General features: G+C 72.6%; 17 protein-coding genes. 9 read left to right on the forward strand and 8 right to left on the reverse strand.

Annotation, left to right across the window (positions count from 1 at the left end; genetic code table 11):
- Positions 1-20: 20 nt before the first annotated feature.
- Together J3A75_RS07570 and J3A75_RS07575 are read right to left on the reverse strand one after the other, a co-directional pair.
- Positions 21-3497 carry an ATP-binding protein gene (locus J3A75_RS07570; protein ID WP_209649898.1) on the reverse strand — a complete coding sequence of 1159 codons (3477 nt, stop codon included), beginning with the start codon at positions 3495-3497 and terminating at the stop codon, positions 21-23.
- 22 nt (positions 3498-3519) lie between these two features.
- A complete protein-coding gene (locus tag J3A75_RS07575) occupies positions 3520-4758 on the reverse strand; it encodes a DNA repair exonuclease (protein ID WP_209649900.1) in 1239 nt (412 codons plus the stop codon).
- A gap of 307 nt (positions 4759-5065) precedes the next feature.
- Between J3A75_RS07575 and J3A75_RS07580 the strand changes: the two genes are divergently transcribed.
- A complete protein-coding gene (locus J3A75_RS07580) occupies positions 5066-5851 on the forward strand; it encodes an endonuclease/exonuclease/phosphatase family protein (protein ID WP_209649902.1) in 786 nt (261 codons plus the stop codon).
- Here J3A75_RS07580 and J3A75_RS07585 read toward each other — a convergent pair.
- The 4 genes from J3A75_RS07585 to J3A75_RS07600 form a co-directional block, all read right to left on the reverse strand.
- Positions 5769-7205 (reverse strand): phospholipase D-like domain-containing protein, encoded by a 1437-nt coding sequence (locus tag J3A75_RS07585; RefSeq protein ID WP_029360418.1) that lies wholly within the window; start codon positions 7203-7205, stop codon positions 5769-5771. The genes J3A75_RS07580 and J3A75_RS07585 overlap by 83 nt on opposite strands.
- Positions 7206-7270: 65 nt before the next feature.
- Complete coding sequence (locus tag J3A75_RS07590) at positions 7271-7582, reverse strand: hypothetical protein (RefSeq protein ID WP_209649904.1); 312 nt, start codon at positions 7580-7582, stop codon at positions 7271-7273.
- Between the two features lie 127 nt (positions 7583-7709).
- Positions 7710-8522 (reverse strand): enoyl-CoA hydratase, encoded by an 813-nt coding sequence (locus J3A75_RS07595; RefSeq protein ID WP_076729429.1) that lies wholly within the window; start codon positions 8520-8522, stop codon positions 7710-7712.
- Positions 8523-8640: 118 nt separating this feature from the next.
- Complete coding sequence (locus J3A75_RS07600; RefSeq protein WP_245364352.1) at positions 8641-8994, reverse strand: AMP-dependent synthetase; 354 nt, start codon at positions 8992-8994, stop codon at positions 8641-8643.
- 402 nt (positions 8995-9396) lie between these two features.
- Between J3A75_RS07600 and J3A75_RS07605 the strand changes: the two genes are divergently transcribed.
- Positions 9397-9807, forward strand: coding sequence for a hypothetical protein (locus tag J3A75_RS07605; RefSeq protein ID WP_012317736.1), 411 nt, complete (start codon positions 9397-9399; stop codon positions 9805-9807).
- 28 nt (positions 9808-9835) lie between these two features.
- On the opposite strand, the gene J3A75_RS07610 is transcribed toward J3A75_RS07605, so the two are convergent.
- Positions 9836-10525 carry a uracil-DNA glycosylase gene (locus J3A75_RS07610; RefSeq protein ID WP_209649908.1) on the reverse strand — a complete coding sequence of 230 codons (690 nt, stop codon included), beginning with the start codon at positions 10523-10525 and terminating at the stop codon, positions 9836-9838.
- Between the two features lie 283 nt (positions 10526-10808).
- Between J3A75_RS07610 and hemH the strand changes: the two genes are divergently transcribed.
- Entirely contained in the window at positions 10809-11891 is a 1083-nt protein-coding gene (hemH, locus tag J3A75_RS07615; protein ID WP_012317738.1) for a ferrochelatase, read from the forward strand.
- A 93-nt stretch (positions 11892-11984) separates the two neighbouring features.
- Positions 11985-12143 (forward strand): hypothetical protein, encoded by a 159-nt coding sequence (locus J3A75_RS07620; protein WP_175654125.1) that lies wholly within the window; start codon positions 11985-11987, stop codon positions 12141-12143.
- A gap of 45 nt (positions 12144-12188) precedes the next feature.
- Here the strand turns inward: J3A75_RS07620 and J3A75_RS07625 are convergent, their stop codons facing one another.
- Entirely contained in the window at positions 12189-13109 is a 921-nt protein-coding gene (locus J3A75_RS07625) for a peptidylprolyl isomerase (RefSeq protein ID WP_029360420.1), read from the reverse strand.
- Between the two features lie 261 nt (positions 13110-13370).
- Here J3A75_RS07625 and secA point away from each other — a divergent pair, with 261 nt between their 5' ends.
- The 5 genes from secA to ahcY all read left to right on the forward strand — a co-directional run bounded on the left by secA (position 13371) and on the right by ahcY (position 21281).
- Positions 13371-16262, forward strand: a complete 2892-nt coding sequence (gene secA, locus J3A75_RS07630; RefSeq protein ID WP_012317741.1) for a preprotein translocase subunit SecA — start codon at positions 13371-13373, stop codon at positions 16260-16262.
- 19 nt (positions 16263-16281) lie between these two features.
- Positions 16282-16953: a dethiobiotin synthase gene (gene bioD / locus J3A75_RS07635; RefSeq protein WP_209649910.1), complete on the forward strand. Its 672-nt coding sequence runs from the start codon at positions 16282-16284 to the stop codon at positions 16951-16953.
- Between the two features lie 114 nt (positions 16954-17067).
- Positions 17068-19011, forward strand: coding sequence for a potassium transporter Kup (locus J3A75_RS07640; RefSeq protein WP_209649912.1), 1944 nt, complete (start codon positions 17068-17070; stop codon positions 19009-19011).
- A gap of 307 nt (positions 19012-19318) precedes the next feature.
- Positions 19319-19723, forward strand: coding sequence for a CsbD family protein (locus J3A75_RS07645; RefSeq protein ID WP_209649915.1), 405 nt, complete (start codon positions 19319-19321; stop codon positions 19721-19723).
- Between the two features lie 157 nt (positions 19724-19880).
- On the forward strand, positions 19881-21281 hold the full coding sequence (gene ahcY / locus J3A75_RS07650) for an adenosylhomocysteinase (protein WP_012317745.1): 1401 nt from the start codon (positions 19881-19883) through the stop codon (positions 21279-21281).
- Positions 21282-21317: the final 36 nt, after the last annotated feature.

Below are 21317 nucleotides of genomic sequence, written 5' to 3' on the forward strand. Positions count from 1 at the left end.
GGCCCCCTCCGCCAGCCCCCCTAGAGCGTCACCACGTCGACGGAGTCGCCGAGCCGGTCGCGGGCGATGTCCGCGACGTGGCGGTGGTGCGTGAACAGGATCGGCTGGACGCGGGTGCCGATCGCGGCCAGCGCGTCCAGACCGTACCCGGTCCGGGTCTCGTCGAAGGTCGAGAACAGGTCGTCGCCGATGAACGGGGCCGGCTCGGCGCGACCGGCGTAATCCTCCAGATAGGCCAGCCGCAGGGCGAGATAGAGCTGGTCGCGGGTGCCCTCGCTCATGCCCTCGATCGCGACCGTGCCGCCCCCGGCACGCTGCCCGGCGAGCTTCGGCGTGTCGGCCTCGTCGTAGATCTGCGCCAGGCCGGAGAACGCGCCGCCGGTCAGCGCGCTGAACAGCGCGCCCGCCCGGGTGACGAGCGGATCCTGCTGCCCCGCGCGGTGGCGGGCCACGGCCTGCCCGAGCATCAGCCCGGCGAGCCGCAGCACGGCCCAGGACCGGGCCGCCGCCTGGAGATCCGCCTCCGCGGCCTTGCGCTCCGCGAGGGCCAGCTCGGCGCCGGTGCCGCCCTCGAGCTCCGCCCGCCGCCGCTCCGCCCGGTCGCGGTCCGCGAAGATGACCTGGCCGCGCTCGGCCTGCTCATCGGCCTCGAGCGACAGCCGCGCCAGCTCCGCCTCGATCGCCTCCGGGGACAAGGTCTCCAGGCCGGCGCGCAGCTCGGCCTCGGGTAGCCCGTCGGCCGCGCCCGCGAGGGTGCCGCGGAGCCGCAGGCGCTCGGCGCGCAGCGCCTCCCGCGCGCTGAGGCGGCCGAACAGCCGGTCGATCTCCGGCGTCGGTGCCGCGGTGAGGTCCGGCATCACCTCGGCCACCTGCCGGACGAGCGTCGCCCGCGCGGCGTCGCGCGCCTCGGCGGCGGCGCGATGGGCCGCCTCGGCCTCGTCGCGGCGGCGGTCCAGCTCGGCGCGCCGCGCCTCGCGGGCCTGCGCGGCCACGAGGCGGCCGTGGAGCGATCGGATCGCGCCGGCGGACGACACCTCCGCGAGGTCGGGCGCCAGGGCCCCGACCAGGGTGGCCGCCGTGGACCGGAACGCCTCCATGTCCCGCCGGATCCCGGCGGAGCGGCGCTGAAGGGCGGCCCGTTCCGCCAGCCGGTCCGGCACGCTTCGCCACGCCTCCAGCGCGCCCTCCGCCTCCTCGGGACCGGCCGAACCGTCGAGGCCGAGGGGCAGGAGCGCCGCCGCCCAATCCGCCCGCCACGCGGCGCGACGGGCAGCGATCTCGGCGAGGCTCGCCTCCAGCCGCTCCACGGCGAGTCCCGCGGCGCGCAGCAGCCCGCCGGTCTGCAGATTGGCCTCCCAGCGGCTCGCCAGGGCGGCGATGCGCGCTTCGAGACCGTCCAGCGCGGCGGCGATCTCGAGGTCCGGTGCGGCGTCGAGCCCGGCTCGGGTACGCAGGTCGGCCAAGGGCCCCCGCGCGGTCTCGATCCGCGCCAGGAGGCGGTCGGCCTCGATCCGCTGCGCCGCGAGGCGCTGCTCGGCCTCGATCAGGCTCTCCACCTCGGCGAGCCAGGCCGCCATCTCGGCCGGCGGCCCGGGCACGAGGCCGGCGGGCCGCCAGGCCTCGCCCCATGCCGCCTCGCCCGCCGCGATCTCCGCGGCGAGACCGGCGAGGACGTCGTCGGCCCGCGCGGCCTCCGCCTCCTCGGCGGCGAGCCGCTCCAGGTCGGCCGCGTGGGCGGCGACCCGGGCGGCGTCGGAGGCCCGCTCGTCCGCGACGCGGTCGGCCTCGAGGAGCGCACGCTCGAAGGCCGCGATCTCGGCGACGGCGGCCGCTCGGCCGGCCGCGAGAGCGTCGCGCAGGGGCGCGAACGCCGCGTCGCGGGTTGCCCGCAGGGCGTCGAGCCGCTCCCGGGTGGCGACGGGCCGGCCGGCCTCGCGCTCCCGCAGCCGCGCCCGGGTGACCGCGACCTGCCGGCGGGCCGTGTCGCACCGGTCGGCGGCTCGCTCGTGCTCGCGGGTCTTGGCCTCCAGGCGCTGACGGTAGCGCGCCACCGTGTCGGGGGCGGGCAGGGGCGTCCGGACGAGGGCGGCGAGGTCGGGGACCGGGGGCGACAGCCGCTCGGCCTGGTTGCGCAGCAGCGCCGCCTCCCGGCGGACCGCGCCGTCCAGGGTATCGCGGGCCGCGATCCACTCGTGGAGCCGGACGAGGGGCTTCAGCGCCTCCCGGAGCGGGGTCGGATCCCGGGCCGCGTCCGCCGCCTCCACCTCGCGGGCGAGGCGCTCCCGCTCGGCGCGGGCGGCGGCGAGGTCGCGGGCGACCTGCTCCTCGGCGGCCGCCAAGGTCCGGCCGTCGCGGATCAGCCGCTCGGTTCGCGCCCGCGCGGCGTCCGGGGGCTGGCGGGCCTCCAGCGCGGCGAGGTCGGGCACGCCGATCCGGGCGCGCAGCCGCTCCAGCTCCAGCCCGACCTTGTGGGCGTCGCCCTCGATGCGGGGCAGGTCGGTGCCGCCCTTCTCGAACTCCCTGGTGCCGCTGAACGCCGCCAGGATCTCGTCCGCCCGGTGGGTCAGCCCCGGCTCGACCGGGACGGATTCGGCCTCGCTGCGGGCCCGGTCGAGCGCGGCCTCGGCCCGCTCCGCCTCGGAATCGGCGGCGCGGCACGCGTCCAGGGCGGCCCCGAGACGGGCGATCCAGGCGGGATCCGCGTCGACGAGGTCGGTCTCGGCGGCGATGCGCTGCTCCAGCGCGTCGATCTCGGCGATGATCGGCCGGACGCGCTTGAACCGCTCCAGCCGGGCGCGCGCGACCGCGCCGGCCTTCTGCTCGGCCCGGAGCGCCTCGAGCTGCGCGGCCGCCGCGGCGATGTCGTCGTTCAGGGCGCGCCAGTCGCCGGCGCGCAGGCCCCGCTCGCGGATCGCCCGCCGGGCCGTCTCGTGGCGCTCCAGCGCCTGGTAGAAGGTCCGGTGCTTCGCCTGGCGCGGGGCGAAGATGGCGTCGGCCTCCGCGTCGAGCGTCGTCTGCAGATCCGTGAGGCCGCGCAGGCCGGAGCCCGCCGCGAACAGGCTCGCGCCGACCTCGCCCTCGACGTCGACCATCTCGCGGCCCCCGGCCCGGAGGCTCGCCGCGTCGAGCCCGAAGGCCCGGCAGAACACCGTCCGGGACAGGCCGCCGAGGTAGGGGGCGAGGGCGTCGTCGGCGAGCGGCGTGTCGGCGGCGTCGATGAGGGTGCGGCTGTTGCCCTTCCGGCGCCGGAAGGACAGCCGGCGTCCGTCGGCGGCGGCGATCTCCGCACCGAGGCGCAGCTGCGGCATGTCGTGCAGGAAGGCGTAGGGCGTGGTCTTGCCGAAGCCGAACAGCAGGTCCGTGACCGCCGCCAGGGCGGTGCTCTTGCCGGCCTCGTTGGCGCCCAGCACGACGTGCAGGCGCGCGTCCGGCCGGAACGCGACGGTGCGGTCCGTGAAGGCGCCGTAGCGCTCCAGGGCGAGGCGGATCAGGCGCATCGGGGGTCCATGGGCGCGCGCCTCAGCAGTGCCGGCCGCCGAGGCGGCCGAGGACGAGCGCCTCGGCCTCGGCGCAGAGCGCGTCGAACTCCGCGTCGAGGTCGGCCTCCGCGGCGGCCGTCCCCGGCATACGGCCGCCGATCTCGGCCAGCGCCGCCTTCGCCCGCGCGCGGAACTCGGGGTCGCGGTCGAGGTCGGCGAGCAGGGCCGCGGGGTCGATGGCGGCTCCGGTCGGCTCCGCCGCGGCGCGCGGGCGGCGGGTCTCGATCTTCAGGCGCTCCAGCCAGATGTCCTCGTGCAGCCGGTGCGCGGCCGCCTGGATCTCGGCCGTCAGGGACTCGCGGTCGGCCGCGAGGGCGTCGTGGGCCCGCGTCGTCCCGGCGAGGTGGACGCGGACCAGGAGCAGCCGGCGCGCCGCGATCGGCGCCAGGGGCGCCAGCGCCGCCTCGACGGCCTCGACGGCGCCGCGCGCGTCGGCCACCGCCCCGAGATCGACCGTGACGCGCTCGAACCGCGCCCGGTCAAGGGGCAGGCGGCTCACCCCCGTCACCCGACCGTCGGCGACGTCGACCACGACGGCCCCCTTCTCGCCGCACTCGCGCACGCTCCGGCCCTGGAGATTGCCGGGGAACACGATCCAGGGATCCCGGGACAGCTCCGCGTACTCGTGGATGTGGCCGAGCGCCCAGTACTCGTAGCCCCGGGTCGCGAGGTCGGCGACCGAGCAGGGGGCGTAGGTCTCGTGGGCCGCGTGGCCGGTGCAGGATGTGTGCAGGACCCCGAGGTTGAACCAGCCCGGCACGGCGGCCGGGTAGGTCAGCGAGAGGTTCTCCTCGACGGCCCGGCCCTGGAAGCTGCGGCCGTGGACCGCGACGCGGAGCGCGTCGAGGCGCAGGGTGCCGGCGCGGGCGGTCGGGAAGACGTGCACGGAGGCCGGCAGCGTGATCGAGCGCGTGATGACGCTCTCGGCGTCGTGGTTACCGCGCACGAGGATCGTCGGGATGCCGGCGCGGTCGAGGCGCGCCACCTGCCGGGCGAAGAACAGGCCGATCGTGGTGTCGGCCCAGTCGCCGTCGTAGACGTCGCCCGCCACCACCACGAAGGCGACCGACCGCTCGATCGCCTGGCTCACCAGATCCTCGAAGGCCTGCCGACTCGCCGAGGCGAGGCGACGGGCCAGATCCGCGTCGCGCGCGGCGAGCCCCGCCAGCGGGCTGCCGAGGTGCAGGTCGGCGGCATGGATGAAGCTGAACGCCGTCATGGCCTCCGGACGGGATCGGTGGATGGCGGCACGCGGCGGTCCGCGGAGCGGCCGGCGCAGCGCCGTGCCGGCTCTTAGGCCGCCGACCGGGTCCGCCTCAAGCACCGTCCTGCGATGCGCTGTGGGGCGAAGAGATCGGCCCCGGGCGCGTCCGCGAGCGGCACCGCTATCGCGGCCCCTTTCCGATCACGGCAAGCCCGATTGCAAGCCCGATCACGGCGCGGCACCGGTCGAACGTCCCGGCTCCGGGCGCGTTAGAGCGTGGCGGTGGCGGGAGCGCCGCGCGTTGAGGTACGAGACCGGCCCGATGAATCCTTCTGCACGCCCGGCCCGCTCCAACCCCGCACCGTCACCCGTCACTCCCATCCGCCCGGCAGACCGGCCGCACCAGCCCTTCAAGATCGTGAGCTGGAACCTGCTGCGGCGCACCGGCGCGGCGGTGGACGACGTCGCCGCCCTCGTGGCGCAGGAGAAGCCGGACCTGATGCTGATGCAGGAGGCGACCCGCGCCATCGGCTTCCTGCTGGACCGCATCGGCGGCCACTACGCCTGGGCCCCCCTGCCGGGCCGGATCCACGGGCTCGCCATGTGGAGCCCGAAGCCCTGGACGGCCCCGCCCCGGGTCATCGCACTCCCCTCCGGCGCCCTCGTGCACCGGGTCTGCCAGATCCTCGACCTCGGCGAGTTCGGCGTGGCCAATGTCCACCTCTCGCACGGACAGATGCTGAACCGGCGCCAGCTGCGCCGCATCGTCAGCGAGCTGCCGCCGCGGGCGGCCGTGCTCGGCGACTACAACATCGTCGGCCCGGCGCTGATCCCGGGGTTCCGCGATGTCGGACCGCGGCAACCGACCCACGCGATGGTCGAGGTCCTGCCGCTGCGGCTCGACCGCTGCCTCGCCCGCGGGCTCGTCTGCCACGCGCACGCGGTGCTGCCGCGGGGGCGCTCCGATCACCGGCCGATCGTCGTCCATCTCGGCCCGGCGCCGGAGGCGCACGCGCCTGCCCGGTTCAAAGGTATGGCAGCAGCAGTCGCACGCCTGCGTCGCGCAGACGGAGCGGCAGGCCGCGCGCGGCGAGATCCTCCCGGCTGAGCCGCGCCTCCATCTTGCCGCGCATGAACCGGTCGAGGTGGGCCGCGAGGTCCGCGTCGATGATCTCGACGTTCAGCTCGAAATTGAGCCGGAAGCTGCGCATGTCCCAGTTGGCGCTGCCGACGAAGCACCAGATGTCGTCGACCACCATCGCCTTGGAATGGTCGAAGGGCGGCTCGTCGAGCCAGACGTTCACGCCGGCCCGCAACAGCGGATCGAGATGCGCCCGGGTCGCCCAGTCGATGTACGGGTGGTCGCTGACCCGCGGGATGATGACGTCGACGGTGATGCCCCGGGTCGCGGCCTGGGCGAGCGCGCCGGTCACCAGCTCGTCGGGCAGGAAGTAGGGCGTCACGAAGCGCACCGACCGGCGCGCGCAGGCGAGGGCCTGGAGGATGACCTGCTCGATCTTCTCGACGTCCGCGTCCGGGCCGGATGTGACGGCCCGGGCGACGCTCGGTCCGCACGGCTCGAGGTCGACGAACCACGGGGGGCCGTCGAGGATCTCGCCGTCCACGAAGGCCCAGTCGGCCGCGAAGGCGGCGGCGAGCTGCTCGACCACGGGGCCGGTCATCCGGAAATGGGTGTCGCGGATCGGGTGCTCGGGCTTCAGGGCGACGCGGTTCGGGTGGGAGATGTTGAGGCCGCCGGTGAAGGCGATCCGCCCGTCGATGACCAGCAATTTCTTGTGCGAGCGCAGGTTGAGGAACGGCATCCGCCAGGGGAGGGCGGAGTGCATGAACAGGGCGGCCGGCACCCCGGCTGCCGTCAGCCGGCGGTAGACCGGCGCCCGGAAGTAGCCGCCGCCGATCCCGTCGATGATGACGCGGACCTTCACGCCCCGGGCCTGCGCCTCGACCAGCGCGTCGCAGAACTCGCGGCCGGTGGCGTCGTCCCGGAAGATGTAGCTCGACAGGCCGATGCTGGTCCGCGCCTCCCGGATCGCCGCGAGCATCACCGGGTAGGCCGCGTCGCCGTTGCGGAACATCTGCACGGTGTTGCCGGCGAAGGCCGGCAGGCCGGTGATCCGCCGGATCGCCCGGTCGAGGGGCCAGAGCGCCTCCGGCACCACGGCGTCGTCGGTGTCGGGCAGCTGCGTCGCGTCGGAGGGCTTGGTCCGCAGCCGCCGCGCGCGGCGCGAGACGCGGTTGATGCCGAAGGTCAGGTAGAGGGCGGTACCGAAGATCGGCGACAGCCACGCGAGCCCGATCCAGCCCACCGCCACGCTGACCCGGCGCTTGCGCAGCAGGGCGTGCAGGGTGACGCCGATCGCCAGCGCGAAGCCGAGCAGGGCCTCGACATCCGACCGCATCAGGGCGGTCGACTGGACCCAGCGGGTGATCGCGTTTTCCAAGGTGCGGCTATCCGGGTTCGCGTCGGGGGGCGCCGGATCGACCTAAAGCCCATGCGGCGGGCGGATCAATCCGCCGACTTGGCCGGATGCGCAATGGCCGCCGCGGCCGCGGGCCGCTCGCAGCGATAGGGTCCGCTGCCGTCGAGGGCCCCGTACAGGACCCGGCCGCCGGAGGCGATGCAGCGCGCCTTGGCCTCGGCGTAGGGGCGGTGGAAGCTCCAGATGGTGATCATCGGCCCGACCGTCGCGATGCAGACACCTCCGAAGATCACGGCGGCGGCCCAGGTCGCACCGTTGCGGTTCGGCCGCGGGGGCCGCGGCGGCGGCATCGTGCCGTAGAAGGACAGCGTCAGACCGAGCAGGTCGATGGTGCTCATCAGCCGTTCCGCGTTGCGGCGCCGAGCCCGGCAGGATCGGACAGGCCCTCATCCTAGAGCAGGGCGGCGCCATCACCTACGCGCGCCGCGCAGAACCGCCTGCGTCGTATCGCGCCAGGAGGCCGGCTCACGGCTCCCAGCGGGGCGGCCGCTTGCCCAGGAAGGCGTCGATCCCCTCCTGCGCGTCGGCCATCATCATGTTGCGGGTCATGACCTCCGCCGTGTAACCGTAGGCGTCCTCCAGGCTCATCTCGATCTGCCGGCCGAACGCCTCCTTGCCGATCGCCAGGACGCGCCGGGCCTTGCCGGCGATCCGGGCCGCCAGGGCGCTCACCGCCGCGTCGAGATCCGCCTCCGGCACGGCGCGGTTCACGAGCCCGATCCGCAGAGCCTCCGCGGCGTCGATCGGGTCGCCGACCAGCAGCATCTCCAGGGCGGCCTTGCGCGACACGGCCCGCGACAGGGCGACCATCGGGGTCGAGCAGAACAGGCCGATCTGCACCCCCGGCGTGGCGAAGCGGGCGGTCTCGGCGCAGACGGCGAGGTCGCAGGTGGCGACGAGCTGGCACCCGGCGGCGGTGGCGATCCCGTGCACCCGGGCGATCACCGGTTGCGGCAGGCGCGCGAGGCTCAGCATCAGCCGGGCGCAGGTGCGGAACACCGCCTCGGTGGCCTCCCGGGACGGGTCGGCGCGCATCTCCTTGAGGTCGTGCCCGGCGCAGAAGGCGGGGCCTGCCCCCTGCAGGATCACGACCCGCACGGACGGATCCGCGCGGATCGCGTCGAGCTGCGCCTGGAGCGCGCCCATCAGGGCCATCGACAGGGCGTTGCGGGCCTGCGGCCGGTTCAGCGTCAGGGTCGCGACGCCGTCGGCGTCGCTGCGCAGCAGCACAGGCGCCTCCGGGGTGGCGGCGGGGGCCGTGGCAAGGGCTGCGGTCATGGCGGCGTCTCCCGGCGCCGGCCTCCCTGCGGCGGGGCCGGTCGCGTCGCCAGACGGTAGCACGCGGGTTTCCGGTTCGCGACGGCGCCGCGGCCCGGCCTCCGCGATGAGCCGGCTGTCAGGCCTGCTCGGCCAGGGCGAGGTCGAGGCTCGCGTAGTCGGCGCCAGGCCCGTTCCACCACAGCGTGGGATAGGCGTCGAGCCGGCCCATCACGCCGGCATAGGCATCGGCGAGCGCGGTATCGACGACCACCAGCACGGGGCCCGCCTCGGAGAGGCTGTCGGCGAGCGCCCGGTCGCGGGCGGCGCAGTCGAGGCAGACGACGCGCAGGCCGAGACGGGTGAGGCCGAGGCGCATGGCCTCCGCCTGCCCGAGATCCTGCACCATGAGCGCCACGGTCTGCCCGGCCCGCAGGCCCTCGCCCCAGGCCCAGCGCGAGAAGCGGTGCGGACAGATCGCGGCGACCGGCACGGCCGGCCCGACACGCCGCTCCGCGTTGGCGACTCCTTGCGCGCCCGGCCGGGCGCGCCGGTCGGCGTCTCGAGCCAAAAGAGGGATGGAGGCCGCCGGGGAATGGACGCCGTACATGCGATGCGGACCGCCTGAATCTGGACACACTGCAGGTCCTGGCGTGACGCGAGCAGGTTAACACTCTCTCACGCGCCGGCGTTCCGCCGAAAAACGACCGCATTTTCGTCGGCGCGCGGGCCGGCGACTGCCGCCATGGCCAACGGGCCGTGAACGGCGACGGGCGAATCGTCGGCATCTCGGGCCGCATCTTCGGTCGCATTGGCGCGCGCGCGAGTCCGGCCTATGTCCCGCGCGCCAGAGGCCGCCCGCCAGAGGCCGCCCACGATCGAGGAACCGCCGCGCATGCGTCCCACAACGACCCGGATCTCTCTCCTCGCCGCCGCCACGCTCGCGGCCCTGCCGGCGCAGGCGCAGATCCGGAACGCCCCGTCGCCGCGGGCGCTGGAATTCGCCGCCTACATCTTCGCGGCCTCGAACGTCTGCGGCTATCGGATCGGCAGCGACCAGTTCGAGGCGTTGCTGGCGAAGCAGAACGTGCAGATCGGCGACGTCCAGCCGCGGGGGCCGTTCGGCAACCGGGTGCAGACCATGTTCACGCTGATGTCGAACCAGATGGCGCAGAACCGCGACCAGGCCTGCCTCGCGGTGGCCGGCGAGTACGGACCCGAGGGCACGGTGGCCAAGAACGTGCTCCTGCCCGCGGGCCAGGAGCCGGCCGCGCCTGCGAAGCCCGCCGAGCCCGCCAAGCCGTGATCGGTCGCGCTCCGGATCGACGCCGGCCTCAGCCGAGGCGCCACTCGATCGGCCGACGCCCGTGCTCGGCGAGCCACCGGTTGGCCCGGCCGAACGGGTCGGAGCCCGGAAAATCCCGGGCGCGGTTGAGCGGCGAGGGGTGTCCGCTCTCGAACACGCCGTGGCGGGTCGCGTCGATCAGCGCGGCCCGGGCCCGCGCCTGGGCCCCCCAGAGCAGGAACACCGCGGGCTCGGGCCGCGCCGACACGGCGCTCACCGCCTCGTCGGTCAGCGCGGCCCAGCCGTAACGCAGATGCGCCCCGGCCTTGCCGGCCTCGACGGTGAGCGCGCTGTTGAGCAGGAGCACGCCCTGCCGCGCCCAGGGCGTCAGGTCGCCGCCCGCGGCGCGGTCGGAGCCCGCCTCCGCCAGGATCACCTTCAGCGAGGCGGGCAGGCGACCGGAGCCCACGAACGAGAAGGCGAGGCCGTTGGCGTCGCCCGGGGTCGGGTACGGATCCTGGCCGAGGATCACGGCCCGCACGTCCTGCGGCGGGGTCTCTGTCAGGGCGCGGAAGATCCGGTCCGGCGAAGGCAGGACGCGGGCGCCCGCGGCGATTCGCGCATCGACCCGCGCCGCCACGGCGTCGGCCTCCCCGCCGGCGAAGAAGGGCAGGCTCAGCCAGGGCGAACCCGAGGCGCGGAAGGCGGTGAGGGCGTCGGCGACGGGCGTGTCGGTCATGGTCTCTCGCGGTCGGGTTCCGCGGCCAGATAGGGGGCTGGGGAGCACCGTCACGGGCGCGGCGGTTGCGGCCGGGAGCCGCCCGTGTTTAGGGACTGGGGTCGAGCGTCCCGCCTATCGCGGTGCGACATGGCGCGTCCGGTCTTCGCCGGGCGGCTTCGCACCCTACATGGGGGCGCACCCGACGGGGTTTAAGCTCCGGCCAAGCTCGAGGCGTCCGCGCCGGCCGCCGGATATCGGAAACCAGAGGAAGGATCTCGGCGCGCGGCGCCGGAACGCTGCCATGAACGAACGCGTCGAACCCGCCGCGCTGGCGAATGGCCGGCCCCTCGCACCGCTGCAGCCCGCGGCGAACGCCCTGCCGGCCGACCACCCGAAGGTGGCCTGGGGCCGCGTCGGCGTGCTCCTGATGAATCTCGGGACGCCCGAGGGCACGTCCTACTGGCCGATGCGCCGGTACCTCAAGGAGTTCCTGTCGGACCGCCGCGTGATCGAGGTGCCGCGGCTGATCTGGTGGCCGCTGCTCAACCTGATCATCCTGACGAAGCGCCCCGGCCCGAAGGGCCGCGACTACGCCAGCGTCTGGAACAACGCGCTGAACGAGGGGCCGCTGAAGACGATCACCCGCGGCCAGTGCGAGCGCCTCCAGGCCGCGATGGGCGAGTCCGTGGTGGTCGACTGGGCGATGCGCTACGGCAAGCCCGAGGTCGCCGGCCGGATCCAGGCGCTGCTGGACCAGGGCTGCGACCGCATCCTGCTGGTGCCGCTCTACCCGCAATACGCCGCCGCGACCTCGGCCACGGCCTGCGACCAGGCCTTCCGGGCGCTGATGGACATGCGCTGGCAGCCCACGGTGCGCGTCTCGCCGCCCTATCACGACGACCCGGTCTATATCGCCGCCATGGCCGATTCGATCCGCGAGGGTCTGGCCAAGCTCGATTTCGAGCCGGAGGTGATCCTCACCTCGTTCCACGGGGTGCCGCGGAGCTACCTGCTCAAGGGCGATCCCTACCATTGCCAGTGCCACAAGACCGGGCGTCTGATCCGCGAGGCGCTGGGCCTGTCGCCGGAGAAGATGCGGGTGACCTTCCAGTCGCGCTTCGGCAACGAGGAGTGGCTGAAGCCCTACACCGACGAGACCGTGATGGAGCTCGCAAAGTCGGGCGTGAAGCGGATGGCGATCGTCGCCCCGGGCTTCACGGCCGATTGCCTGGAGACCCTCGAGGAACTCGACGGCGAGAATCGCCACTACTTCGAGGAGAATGGCGGCGAGCGCTTCGCCTACATCCCGTGCCTGAACGACAGCGACCTCGGCATGCGGGTGATCGAGCACGTGGTGCGCCGCGAGCTGCAGGGCTGGATCTGAGATCCCGGCCGGGATGCCGCTTGCGGCGCGGCCCGGCCCGCCTATTCTTCTCCCAAGCCGAGCGGGCCCAGAGGTTCGGCGCGGGAGGATCACATGGCGTTCTTCATCGGCATCGCGTGTCCGTGGCTGCTGATCGCGGTGCTCGACAGGATCGCCGAGGGGCGCCGCAGCGCCGAACTCTCGGCCCTCGGGATCACGCCCCAGCCGGCCCCAGCGCGATCCAGCTACCTCGTCCCGGACCGGCCGTACTGACGACGGGGCGCGGCCCCGGGGGCCGCGCCGGTCGGGCGCCGAGCGCTACTTCTTCGGTTCGGGCGCAGTCTGCGCGGCCGGCGGCGCGTCGGCGCGCTCGATCTTGGCCTCCGAGCGGAGCTTCAGGATCATGTCCTGCTGCGCCTTGCGGATCAGGTGCTGGTCGATCTGCTCCTTGAGCTCGTCGAAGGTCGGCTGCGGCTTGGTCCGCTTCTCCTCGACCTTGATCACGTGCCAGCCGAACTGGGTCTTGATCGGGTCGGAGACCTGGCCGGCCTTCATCGCGAAGGCGGCGTTGGCGAAGTCGGGCACCATCCGCTCCTTGGTGAACCAGCCGAGATCGCCGCCCTCGGCCTTCGAGCCCGGGTCCTTCGACGCCTCGGCGGCGACCTTGGCGAAATCCTCGCCGCCCTTGATGCGCGCGGCGATCTTCTTGGCCTCGGCCTCGTTGTCCACCAGGATGTGGCGCGCGTGCACCTCCTCCTCGGGCTTCATCAGCTTGACGGTCTGGTCGTAGATCGCGTGCTCCGCCTCGGGCGTGACCGCGCGCTTGGCCTCCTGCTCCAGGTAGTCGTCGAGCAGGAGCTTGTCGCGGAAATAGGCGAGCTTGCGCTTGAACTCCGGCGTGTCGCCGATCTTGGCGGCCTCGGCGGCCTGCGCACCGACGCGGAGGTCGACCATGTAGTCGACGAGCAGGTTCTTCTTCTGCGCCTCGTCGACGCCGGGCAGCGACAGGGCCGGGTCATCGGCCGCGATGGCGAGGTCGCCCTGGGTGATCGGCTTGCCGTTGACGCTCGCCACGACCGCGTCCGCGCTCGGCGCGGCAGCCGGCGTCGCGGCGGGGGCCGCCGGCGTGTTGGCGGCCGGCGTCGGGGCCTTCTGGGGTGCCTGGGCCAGCGCCAGTCCCGGCATCGCGATCATGACGGCGAGCGCGCTGACGCGCCGGAGAAGGGCGGTGTTCGGCATACGGGCGAAGTCCTCGGCTCACGTCTCGGCGTCGCGCCGGATCGGCCGGGCGTCGCGCCGCAGCACAGGTGGCCCGCGTCGGGCGAGAAGGCAAGCGCGGCCATTTCGCCGGTGCCGGAACCGTGACCGTACCGGCATGCGTTGAGGGCTGCCCCTTCCAGGTGCGCCGGGCGATGTTTACCTCTATAAGCCCGGCCAACTCCGTCCAGGCCGGCCCGCCACGCTCACCCGTGGGCGGGCTCGCGCGTCCGCAGGTCCACGATGCTCGGCTCCATCGCCAAGAAGATTTTCGGCTCCTCGAATGACCGCCGCGTCAAGGGCTACCGCCCGCGCGTCGCGCAGATCAACGCGCTGGAACCGGAGATCCAGGCCCTCTCGGACGAGGCCCTGCGCGCCCGCACCGACATGCTGAAGGCCGAACTCGCCAACGGCAAGAGCCTCGACGACATCCTCGTGCCGGCCTTCGCCACCGTCCGCGAGGCGGCCAAGCGCGTCTTCGGCCAGCGCCACTTCGACGTGCAGCTCATCGGCGGCATGGTGCTCCACGAGGGCGGCATCGCCGAGATGAAGACCGGCGAGGGCAAGACCCTGGTGGCGACGCTGCCGGTCTACCTCAACGCCCTGGAGGGCAAGGGCGTCCACGTCGTCACGGTGAACGACTACCTCGCCTCGCGCGACGCCGAGTGGATGGGTCAGGTCTACCGGTTCCTGGGCCTCAGCGTCGGCACGATCGTGCACGGCCTCGACGATGCGCAGCGCAAGGAGGCCTATGCCTGCGACATCACCTACGGCACCAACAACGAGTACGGCTTCGACTACCTGCGCGACAACATGAAGTACGAGCTGTCCCAGCTGGCGCAGCGCGGGCACAACTTCGCGATCGTCGACGAGGTCGATTCGATCCTGATCGACGAGGCGCGCACGCCGCTGATCATCTCGGGCCCGGTGGACGACCGGTCGGAACTCTACGTGGCGGTGGACGCGCTGATGCCGCGCCTGCGCAAGGAGTTCTACGACCTCGACGAGAAGCAGCGCACCGTCTCGCTGACCGAGGAGGGCAACGAATTCATCGAGGAGGCGATGCGCGAGGCGGGCCTCCTGAAGGAGGGCGACCTCTACGACGCCCACAACGTGACGCTCGTCCACCACGTGAACCAGGCGCTGCGCGCCCACACGCTGTTCACCCGCGACAAGGACTACATCGTCAAGAACGACGAGGTGGTGATCATCGACGAGTTCACCGGCCGCATGATGCAGGGCCGGCGCTACTCGGAAGGCCTGCATCAGGCGCTGGAGGCGAAGGAGCGGGTCACGATCCAGCCCGAGAACCAGACGCTCGCGTCGATCACCTTCCAGAACTACTTCCGCCTGTACAAGAAGCTGGCCGGCATGACCGGTACCGCCTCGACCGAGGCCGACGAGTTCGCCGAGATCTACAAGCTCGACGTGGTCGACATCCCGACCAACAAGGAGGTCGAGCGCGTCGACGAGGACGACGAGGTCTACCGGACCGTCGGCGAGAAGTACGAGGGCATCATCGCCGAGATCGACAAGGCGCATGCGCGCCACCAGCCGATCCTGGTCGGCACCGGCTCGATCGAGAAGTCGGAGCACCTCGCCGAGATGCTCAAGAAGGCCGGCTACAGCCTGCTCGACTACTCCGACCCGAACGCCCTGACCGACGTCTACGCCGCCGCCCGCGAGGGCCGGGTGACCAAGCGCTTCGCCGTGCTGAACGCCCGCTTCCACGAGCAGGAGGCCTACATCGTGGCCGAGGCGGGCGTGCCGGGCGCGATCACCATCGCCACCAACATGGCCGGACGCGGCACCGACATCAAACTCGGCGGCAACCTCGAGATGCGCATCGAGAAGGAGCTGGGCCATCTCGCCGACGGTCCGGAGCGCGACGCCGCGATCGCGGCGATCAAGGCCGAGATCGCCGAGAACCGGACCAAGGTGCTGGCCTCGGGCGAGCCGGCCGATCCGGCGGCGGGCCGGAAGAAGGACCTGCCGGGCGGCCTCTACATCATCGGCACCGAGCGCCACGAATCGCGGCGCATCGACAACCAGCTCCGCGGCCGCTCCGGGCGTCAGGGCGATCCCGGCCGCTCGAAGTTCTACCTGTCGCTTCAGGATGACCTGATGCGCATCTTCGGCTCCGACCGCATGGACGGGATGCTGCAGAAGCTCGGCCTCGAGCAGGGCGAGGCGATCATCCACCCCTGGATCAACAAGGCGATCGAGAAGGCGCAGCAGAAGGTCGAGGCGCGCAACTTCGACATGCGCAAGAATGTGCTCAAGTACGACAACGTCATGAACGACCAGCGCAAGGTCGTGTTCGAGCAGCGCCGCGACTTCATGGGCCAGGACAGCGTCCGCGAGACCGTGGACGAGATGCGCGAGGGCGTGATCGACGACCTCGTCGCCCGGCACATCCCGGAGAACGCCTACGCCGAGCAGTGGGACGTCGCCGGCCTGCGCGAGCAGGTGAAGGAGATCCTCAATCTCGACGTGCCGGTCGAGGACTGGGCCAAGGAGGAGGGCATCGCCGACGAGGAGATGCGCGAGCGCCTGCTGAAGGCGGCCGAGACAGCCTACGCCGAGCGGACGGAGAAGAACGGCGCCGAGGTCACGGCCTACATCGAGAAGCAGGTCCTGCTCCAGACGCTCGACCATCTCTGGCGCGAGCACCTCGTGACGCTGGACCACCTCCGGCAGGTGATCGGCTGGCGCGGCTTCGCCCAGCGGGACCCGCTGAACGAGTACAAGTCCGAGGCCTTCGACCTGTTCAACGGGCTCGTGACCGCCCTGCGCGAGCAGGTCACCGCGCAGCTCTCGCGGGTCGAGATCATGCTGCAGGAGCCGCCGGCGGAGTTCCCGGCCGGCGGTCCGGCGCTGCCGCCGATGTTCGCCCAGCATCTCGACCCGGTCACCGGCGAGAACGAGATGGACTACGCCGGCTTCGGCTCGGGCAGCGACGGCGGCGGGGGCCCGGCCTACGGCTTCGCCGCCCAGGGCCTCGCGGCCGACGGGGCGGTGCTGGAGCGTGACCCGACCGACGCCAACACCTGGGGCCGCGTCGGCCGCAACGAGCCGTGCCCCTGCGGCTCGGGCAAGAAGTACAAGCACTGCCACGGCAGCCTCCAGGCCTGAGGCGGGGATCGCGGCGGGGATGACCGCGCGGGGGCTGTTCATCGCCGGGGCCGGCACCGAGATCGGCAAGACCTACGTCACCGCCGCCCTGACCCGCAGCCTGCGGGCGCAGGGTCGGGCGGTCCGGACGGTGAAGCCGCTCGCGAGCGGTGTCCCGCCGCTGAGCGATCCCGGCTTCATCGAGAGCGACACCGCCCGGCTGCTGGACGCGCAGGGCCTCGCCCTGGACGAGGAGGCCGTGGAGGCCTGCTCGCCCTGGCGGTTCTCGGCACCGCTCTCGCCCGATCAGGCCGCCGTGCTGGAGGGGCGATCCCTGGACCTGGCCGACCTCGTCGGCTGGTGCCGGGATGAGATCGCCCGCACGGAGGGCACCCTGCTGATCGAGGGCGTCGGCGGCCTCATGAGCCCGGTCACCGGGGCCGCCACCGGCCTCGACTGGCTCCGGGCCCTCGGCCTCCCGGCGCTGCTCGTGTCCGGGAGCTATCTCGGGGCGATCAGCCACGCGCTCACCGCCTGCGAGGCCCTGCGCTTCCACGGCGTGGCGCTGCGCGCCGTAGTGGTCAGCGAGAGCCCGGACGCGCCGGCGCCCGCCGCGACCGTGGCCGCCGCCATCGCCCGGCACGCCGGGGCGCCCGTCGCCTGCCTGCGTCGCGGCGAGGCCTGCCCGGATGACCTGGCCGCCCTGATCTGATGGCCTGCCGCGCCGTCGCTGGACGGCGCGACCGCTGCCCCTAGCTTTACCGCTGCGGCGTCGAACCCGGCGCTCGAATCGTCTCGGCCGGGTGATGCCCTAGGGAGCCCTGCGGTGAGTCAGACCCTTGCGCCGGCGGCGAGTCCCCGATCCGATACGGGCGCGGTCGACGCGGAGACGGCGCGCGACAGGCTCCGGCCGGCCCTCGTTTTCGGCGCGCTGGGCGTCGTGTACGGCGACATCGGCACGAGCCCGCTCTACGCGTTCAAGGAGGCGGTGAAGGCGGCGACCGCGGGCGGCGCCTCGGTGCCGGCAGCCGCCACGGGCGCGGTGTCGCTGATCCTGTGGGCGCTGATCCTGATCGTGTCGCTGAAATACGCGGTGCTGATCCTGCGGGCCGACAACCGCGGCGAGGGCGGCATCGTCGCCATGCTGGCGCTGCTCGGCGCCCGTCAGGCCCGGCCGGGCACGTGGAAGGCGCTGCTCCTGGTGGTCGGGCTGGTGGGCGCGGCCCTGCTCTACGGCGACGGCGCGATCACGCCGGCGATCTCGGTCCTGTCGGCGATCGAGGGGCTGAAGGTCGACGCGCCGTCACTCGGCCCGTACGTCGTGCCGATCACCCTGGTGATCCTGGTCGGTCTGTTCCTCGTCCAGCACAAGGGCGTGGCCGCCATCGGCCGGGTCTTCGGACCCGTCATGCTCGTCTGGTTCGCCGTCCTGGGGCTCCTCGGGATCTCCGGCATCGTCGCCGAGCCCGGGATCCTTGCGGCGGCCAACCCGTTCCGGGCCGTCGATTTCATGCTCCACGCCGGCTGGCACGTCAGCTTCGCGATGCTGGGCGCGGCGTTCCTGGCGGTGACCGGGGGCGAGGCGATGTACGCCGATCTCGGCCATTTCGGTGCCCTGCCGATCCGCGTCGCCTGGTTCGTGCTGGTCCTGCCCGCGCTGGTGCTCAACTATTTCGGCCAGGGCGCCCTGCTGATCGCCGCGCCCGACGCCCTGGAGAACCCGTTCTTCCGCCTCAGCCCCGACTGGGGCCATCTGCCCCTCGTCGCGCTCGCCACGATGGCGACCATCATCGCCTCGCAGGCGATCATCTCGGGCGTTTTCTCCCTGACACAGCAATCGGTCCAGCTCGGCTTCCTGCCGGCCATGCGCATCGTCCAGACGGCGCACGACGAGCGCGGGCAGATCTACGTGCCGGCGGTGAACTGGCTGCTCGCCGCGGCGACGCTGACGGCCGTGGTGGTGTTCGGCTCCTCCGACGCGCTCGCCGGCGCCTACGGCATCGCGGTCTCGATGCTGATGGGCATCACGACGCTGCTCGCCGCGCTGATCGCGCTCCGCTGGCGCTACAACCCGCTCCTGGTCTTCGCGGTCAACGGCTTCTTCCTCGGCATCGACCTCGTGTTCTTCGCCGCCAACAGCGTGAAGATCCTGGAAGGCGGGTGGTTTCCGCTGGTGCTCGCCGGTCTCGTCGCCGCGATGATGCTGACCTGGAAGAAGGGGAACGAGCTGGTCGAGGAGGCGAGGGCCGCGCTGCGCCTGCCGGAGGACGTCTTCCTCGGCGGTCTCCAGCACCGCGACCTGCTGCGGCTGCCGGGCACGGCGGCGTTCCTCTCGGCGGCCGAGCACGGCATCCCGCTGCATCTCTCGCGCTTCGTGGAGCGCAACCACGCCCTGATGGAGCGCATCCTGATCATCACGGCGCTCTACGAGGAGACGCCCACCGTCCCGCGGGACCGGCGCGCCCACGTGACGATCCTGGCGCCGGATTTCTACAGGGTGATCCTGCGCTACGGCTTCATGGAGGAGGCCTCGATCCCCGAGGGGCTGGCCTGCGCGGTCGAATCGCGCCACCTGCCGCCGCACGTCCTCGACGACATGACCGTCTTCGTCGGGCACGAGACGATCATTCCGCGACGGGACAAGCGGGGCATGGCGCCCTGGCGGGAGAACCTGTTCGCCTTCATGCAGCGCAACGCCGAGCGCACCGGCGCCTTCTTCGGCGTGCCGACCCGGCAGGTCGTCGAGGTCGGGACTGAGATCGAGATCTAGACCTCCGCCGCAGACATTCCCGCCGCCCGGCAAGTCACCGCCGCGGCGCGGTCGAGAACAGGCCGAGTGGTGCCGAGAGATCGGAGCGCCGGCTCAGCCGCGATATGCCTCGATCAGCGCCCGGCGATTGGCGACGCCGCGGCCGGTGACGTCGCTCCGGTCCGGACCTGTTTCCGGCACGGACGCGCCGACGCACGAAAACTTGAGGCCGCTCTGCCGCGCCGCCGGGAACCGGAGCCTTCCGCCATCGTTCCGCCCCGACGCAGGCGTCGCGCCCCCGGGCTGCGCGCCGGATTGGAGAGACAGCATGAACAGGGATCATCTCGAGGGCGGCGTCCGCCATCTGCGCGGCCGGATCAAGACGGCTGCGGGCGCGGTCCGCGGCCGGGCCGCCGACCAGCTCGACGGCGCCTACGATCAGGCCGCCGGCGCCGCCCAGTACGCCTACGGCGAGGCCCGGGACACGGTCCGCGACCTGCGCCACGGCGGCGAGCACCTCATCGAGGAGGGCCGCACCCGGTTCCGCCACGTCAGCGAGCGCGGGCACGCCCTGGCGGACGAGGCGCTCGAGCGCGGCCAGCACTACCGCGACCGCGCCGTGCGCCACGGGCGCACCCTCGCGGCCCGCGCGGACGAGAACCGCGGCACGACCCTCGCCGTGGTGGCCGCCGTCGCGTTCGGCCTCGGGTGGCTGGCGCGGCCGGCCCGCTGAGCGGTGGACGGGACCTGATCCGGAGCGGGGCGGGCGTTCGCGCGGCCGCCCCGCCGAACAGAACGCATAAAGACATCTTTATGTCTTGATTGCTTCGTAGGCCGCGCGGTGGTAGGGGTTGCCCCGACCCGCAACGCGAACACGGAGCCATCGACTCATGGCCAAGGATTACATCGTCAAGGATATCGGGCTGGCCGATTACGGCCGGAAGGAGATCTCGATCGCCGAGACGGAGATGCCGGGCCTGATGGCGGTCCGCGAGGAGTACGGCGCCGCGCAGCCCCTGAAGGGCGCGAAGATCGCCGGCTCGCTGCACATGACGATCCAGACCGCCGTGCTGATCGAGACCCTGAAGGCGCTCGGCGCCGACATCCGCTGGGTCTCCTGCAACATCTACTCGACCCAGGACCACGCCGCCGCCGCCATCGCGGCCGCCGGCATCCCGGTCTTCGCCGTGAAGGGCGAGACCCTGGAGGAGTACTGGGACTACACCTCGCGCCTGTTCGACTGGCACGACGGCGGCATGCCGAACATGATCCTCGACGACGGCGGCGACGCGACCATGTTCGTCCATCTCGGCCTGCGCGCCGAGAACGGCGACACCGCGTTCCTCGACAAGCCGGCGAGCGAGGAGGAGGAGGTCTTCTTCGCGCTCCTCAAGCGCAAGCTCGCCGAGAAGCCGAAGGGCTGGTTCGCGGGCCTCGCGGACAGCATCAAGGGCGTCTCCGAGGAGACGACCACGGGCGTCCACCGCCTCTACGTGCTGGCCAAGGAGGGCAAGCTGCTCTTCCCGGCGATCAACGTGAACGACTCGGTCACCAAGTCGAAGTTCGACAACCTGTACGGCTGCAAGGAGTCGCTGGTCGACGGCATCCGCCGCGGCACCGACGTGATGATGGCCGGCAAGGTCGCGATGGTCGCGGGCTTCGGCGACGTGGGCAAGGGCTCGGCCGCGTCCCTGCGCAACGCCGGCTGCCGCGTGCTCGTGTCGGAGATCGACCCGATCTGCGCGCTCCAGGCCGCCATGGAGGGCTACGAGGTCGTGACCATGGAGGATGCCGCGCCGCGCGCCGACATCTTCGTCACCGCCACGGGCAACAAGGACATCATCACCATCGACCACATGCGGGCGATGAAGGACCGGGCGATCGTCTGCAACATCGGCCACTTCGACAACGAGATTCAGGTCGCCGGCCTGAAGAACCTCAAGTGGTCGAACATCAAGCCGCAGGTGGACGAGATCACCTTCGCGGACGGCCACCGGATCATCCTCCTGTCGGAGGGCCGCCTGGTGAACCTCGGCAACGCGACCGGTCACCCGTCCTTCGTGATGTCGGCCTCGTTCACCAACCAGACGCTGGCCCAGATCGAGCTGTGGTCCAACCCGGGCAAGTACCAGAAGCAGGTCTACACCCTGCCGAAGACGCTCGACGAGAAGGTCGCGGCCCTGCACCTGGAGAAGATCGGCGTGAAGCTCTCGAAGCTCCGCCCCGATCAGGCCGCCTATATCGGCGTCTCCGAGAGCGGCCCGTTCAAGCCCGAGCACTACCGCTACTGAGCCCGCATCGGCGACGGCGCGAACGGCCCCGTTCCC

The sequence above is a fragment of the Methylobacterium sp. PvP105 genome, from assembly GCF_017876975.1.
Taxonomy (GTDB): domain Bacteria; phylum Pseudomonadota; class Alphaproteobacteria; order Rhizobiales; family Beijerinckiaceae; genus Methylobacterium; species Methylobacterium radiotolerans.

What these genes read in the sequence shown, in the direction of transcription:
- J3A75_RS07645 (WP_209649915.1), top strand. Translation starts at nt 19,319, where the DNA reads ATGAACAGGGATCATCTCGAGGGCGGCGTCCGCCATCTGCGCGGCCGG.
- J3A75_RS07595 (WP_076729429.1), bottom strand. Translation starts at nt 8,522, where the DNA reads ATGACCGCAGCCCTTGCCACGGCCCCCGCCGCCACCCCGGAGGCGCCT.
- ahcY (WP_012317745.1), top strand. Translation starts at nt 19,881, where the DNA reads ATGGCCAAGGATTACATCGTCAAGGATATCGGGCTGGCCGATTACGGC.
- J3A75_RS07610 (WP_209649908.1), bottom strand. Translation starts at nt 10,525, where the DNA reads ATGACCGACACGCCCGTCGCCGACGCCCTCACCGCCTTCCGCGCCTCG.
- J3A75_RS07590 (WP_209649904.1), bottom strand. Translation starts at nt 7,582, where the DNA reads ATGAGCACCATCGACCTGCTCGGTCTGACGCTGTCCTTCTACGGCACG.
- secA (WP_012317741.1), top strand. Translation starts at nt 13,371, where the DNA reads ATGCTCGGCTCCATCGCCAAGAAGATTTTCGGCTCCTCGAATGACCGC.
- J3A75_RS07605 (WP_012317736.1), top strand. Translation starts at nt 9,397, where the DNA reads ATGCGTCCCACAACGACCCGGATCTCTCTCCTCGCCGCCGCCACGCTC.
- J3A75_RS07570 (WP_209649898.1), bottom strand. Translation starts at nt 3,497, where the DNA reads ATGCGCCTGATCCGCCTCGCCCTGGAGCGCTACGGCGCCTTCACGGAC.
- J3A75_RS07575 (WP_209649900.1), bottom strand. Translation starts at nt 4,758, where the DNA reads ATGACGGCGTTCAGCTTCATCCATGCCGCCGACCTGCACCTCGGCAGC.
- J3A75_RS07580 (WP_209649902.1), top strand. Translation starts at nt 5,066, where the DNA reads ATGAATCCTTCTGCACGCCCGGCCCGCTCCAACCCCGCACCGTCACCC.
- hemH (WP_012317738.1), top strand. Translation starts at nt 10,809, where the DNA reads ATGAACGAACGCGTCGAACCCGCCGCGCTGGCGAATGGCCGGCCCCTC.
- bioD (WP_209649910.1), top strand. Translation starts at nt 16,282, where the DNA reads ATGACCGCGCGGGGGCTGTTCATCGCCGGGGCCGGCACCGAGATCGGC.
- J3A75_RS07620 (WP_175654125.1), top strand. Translation starts at nt 11,985, where the DNA reads ATGGCGTTCTTCATCGGCATCGCGTGTCCGTGGCTGCTGATCGCGGTG.
- J3A75_RS07625 (WP_029360420.1), bottom strand. Translation starts at nt 13,109, where the DNA reads ATGCCGAACACCGCCCTTCTCCGGCGCGTCAGCGCGCTCGCCGTCATG.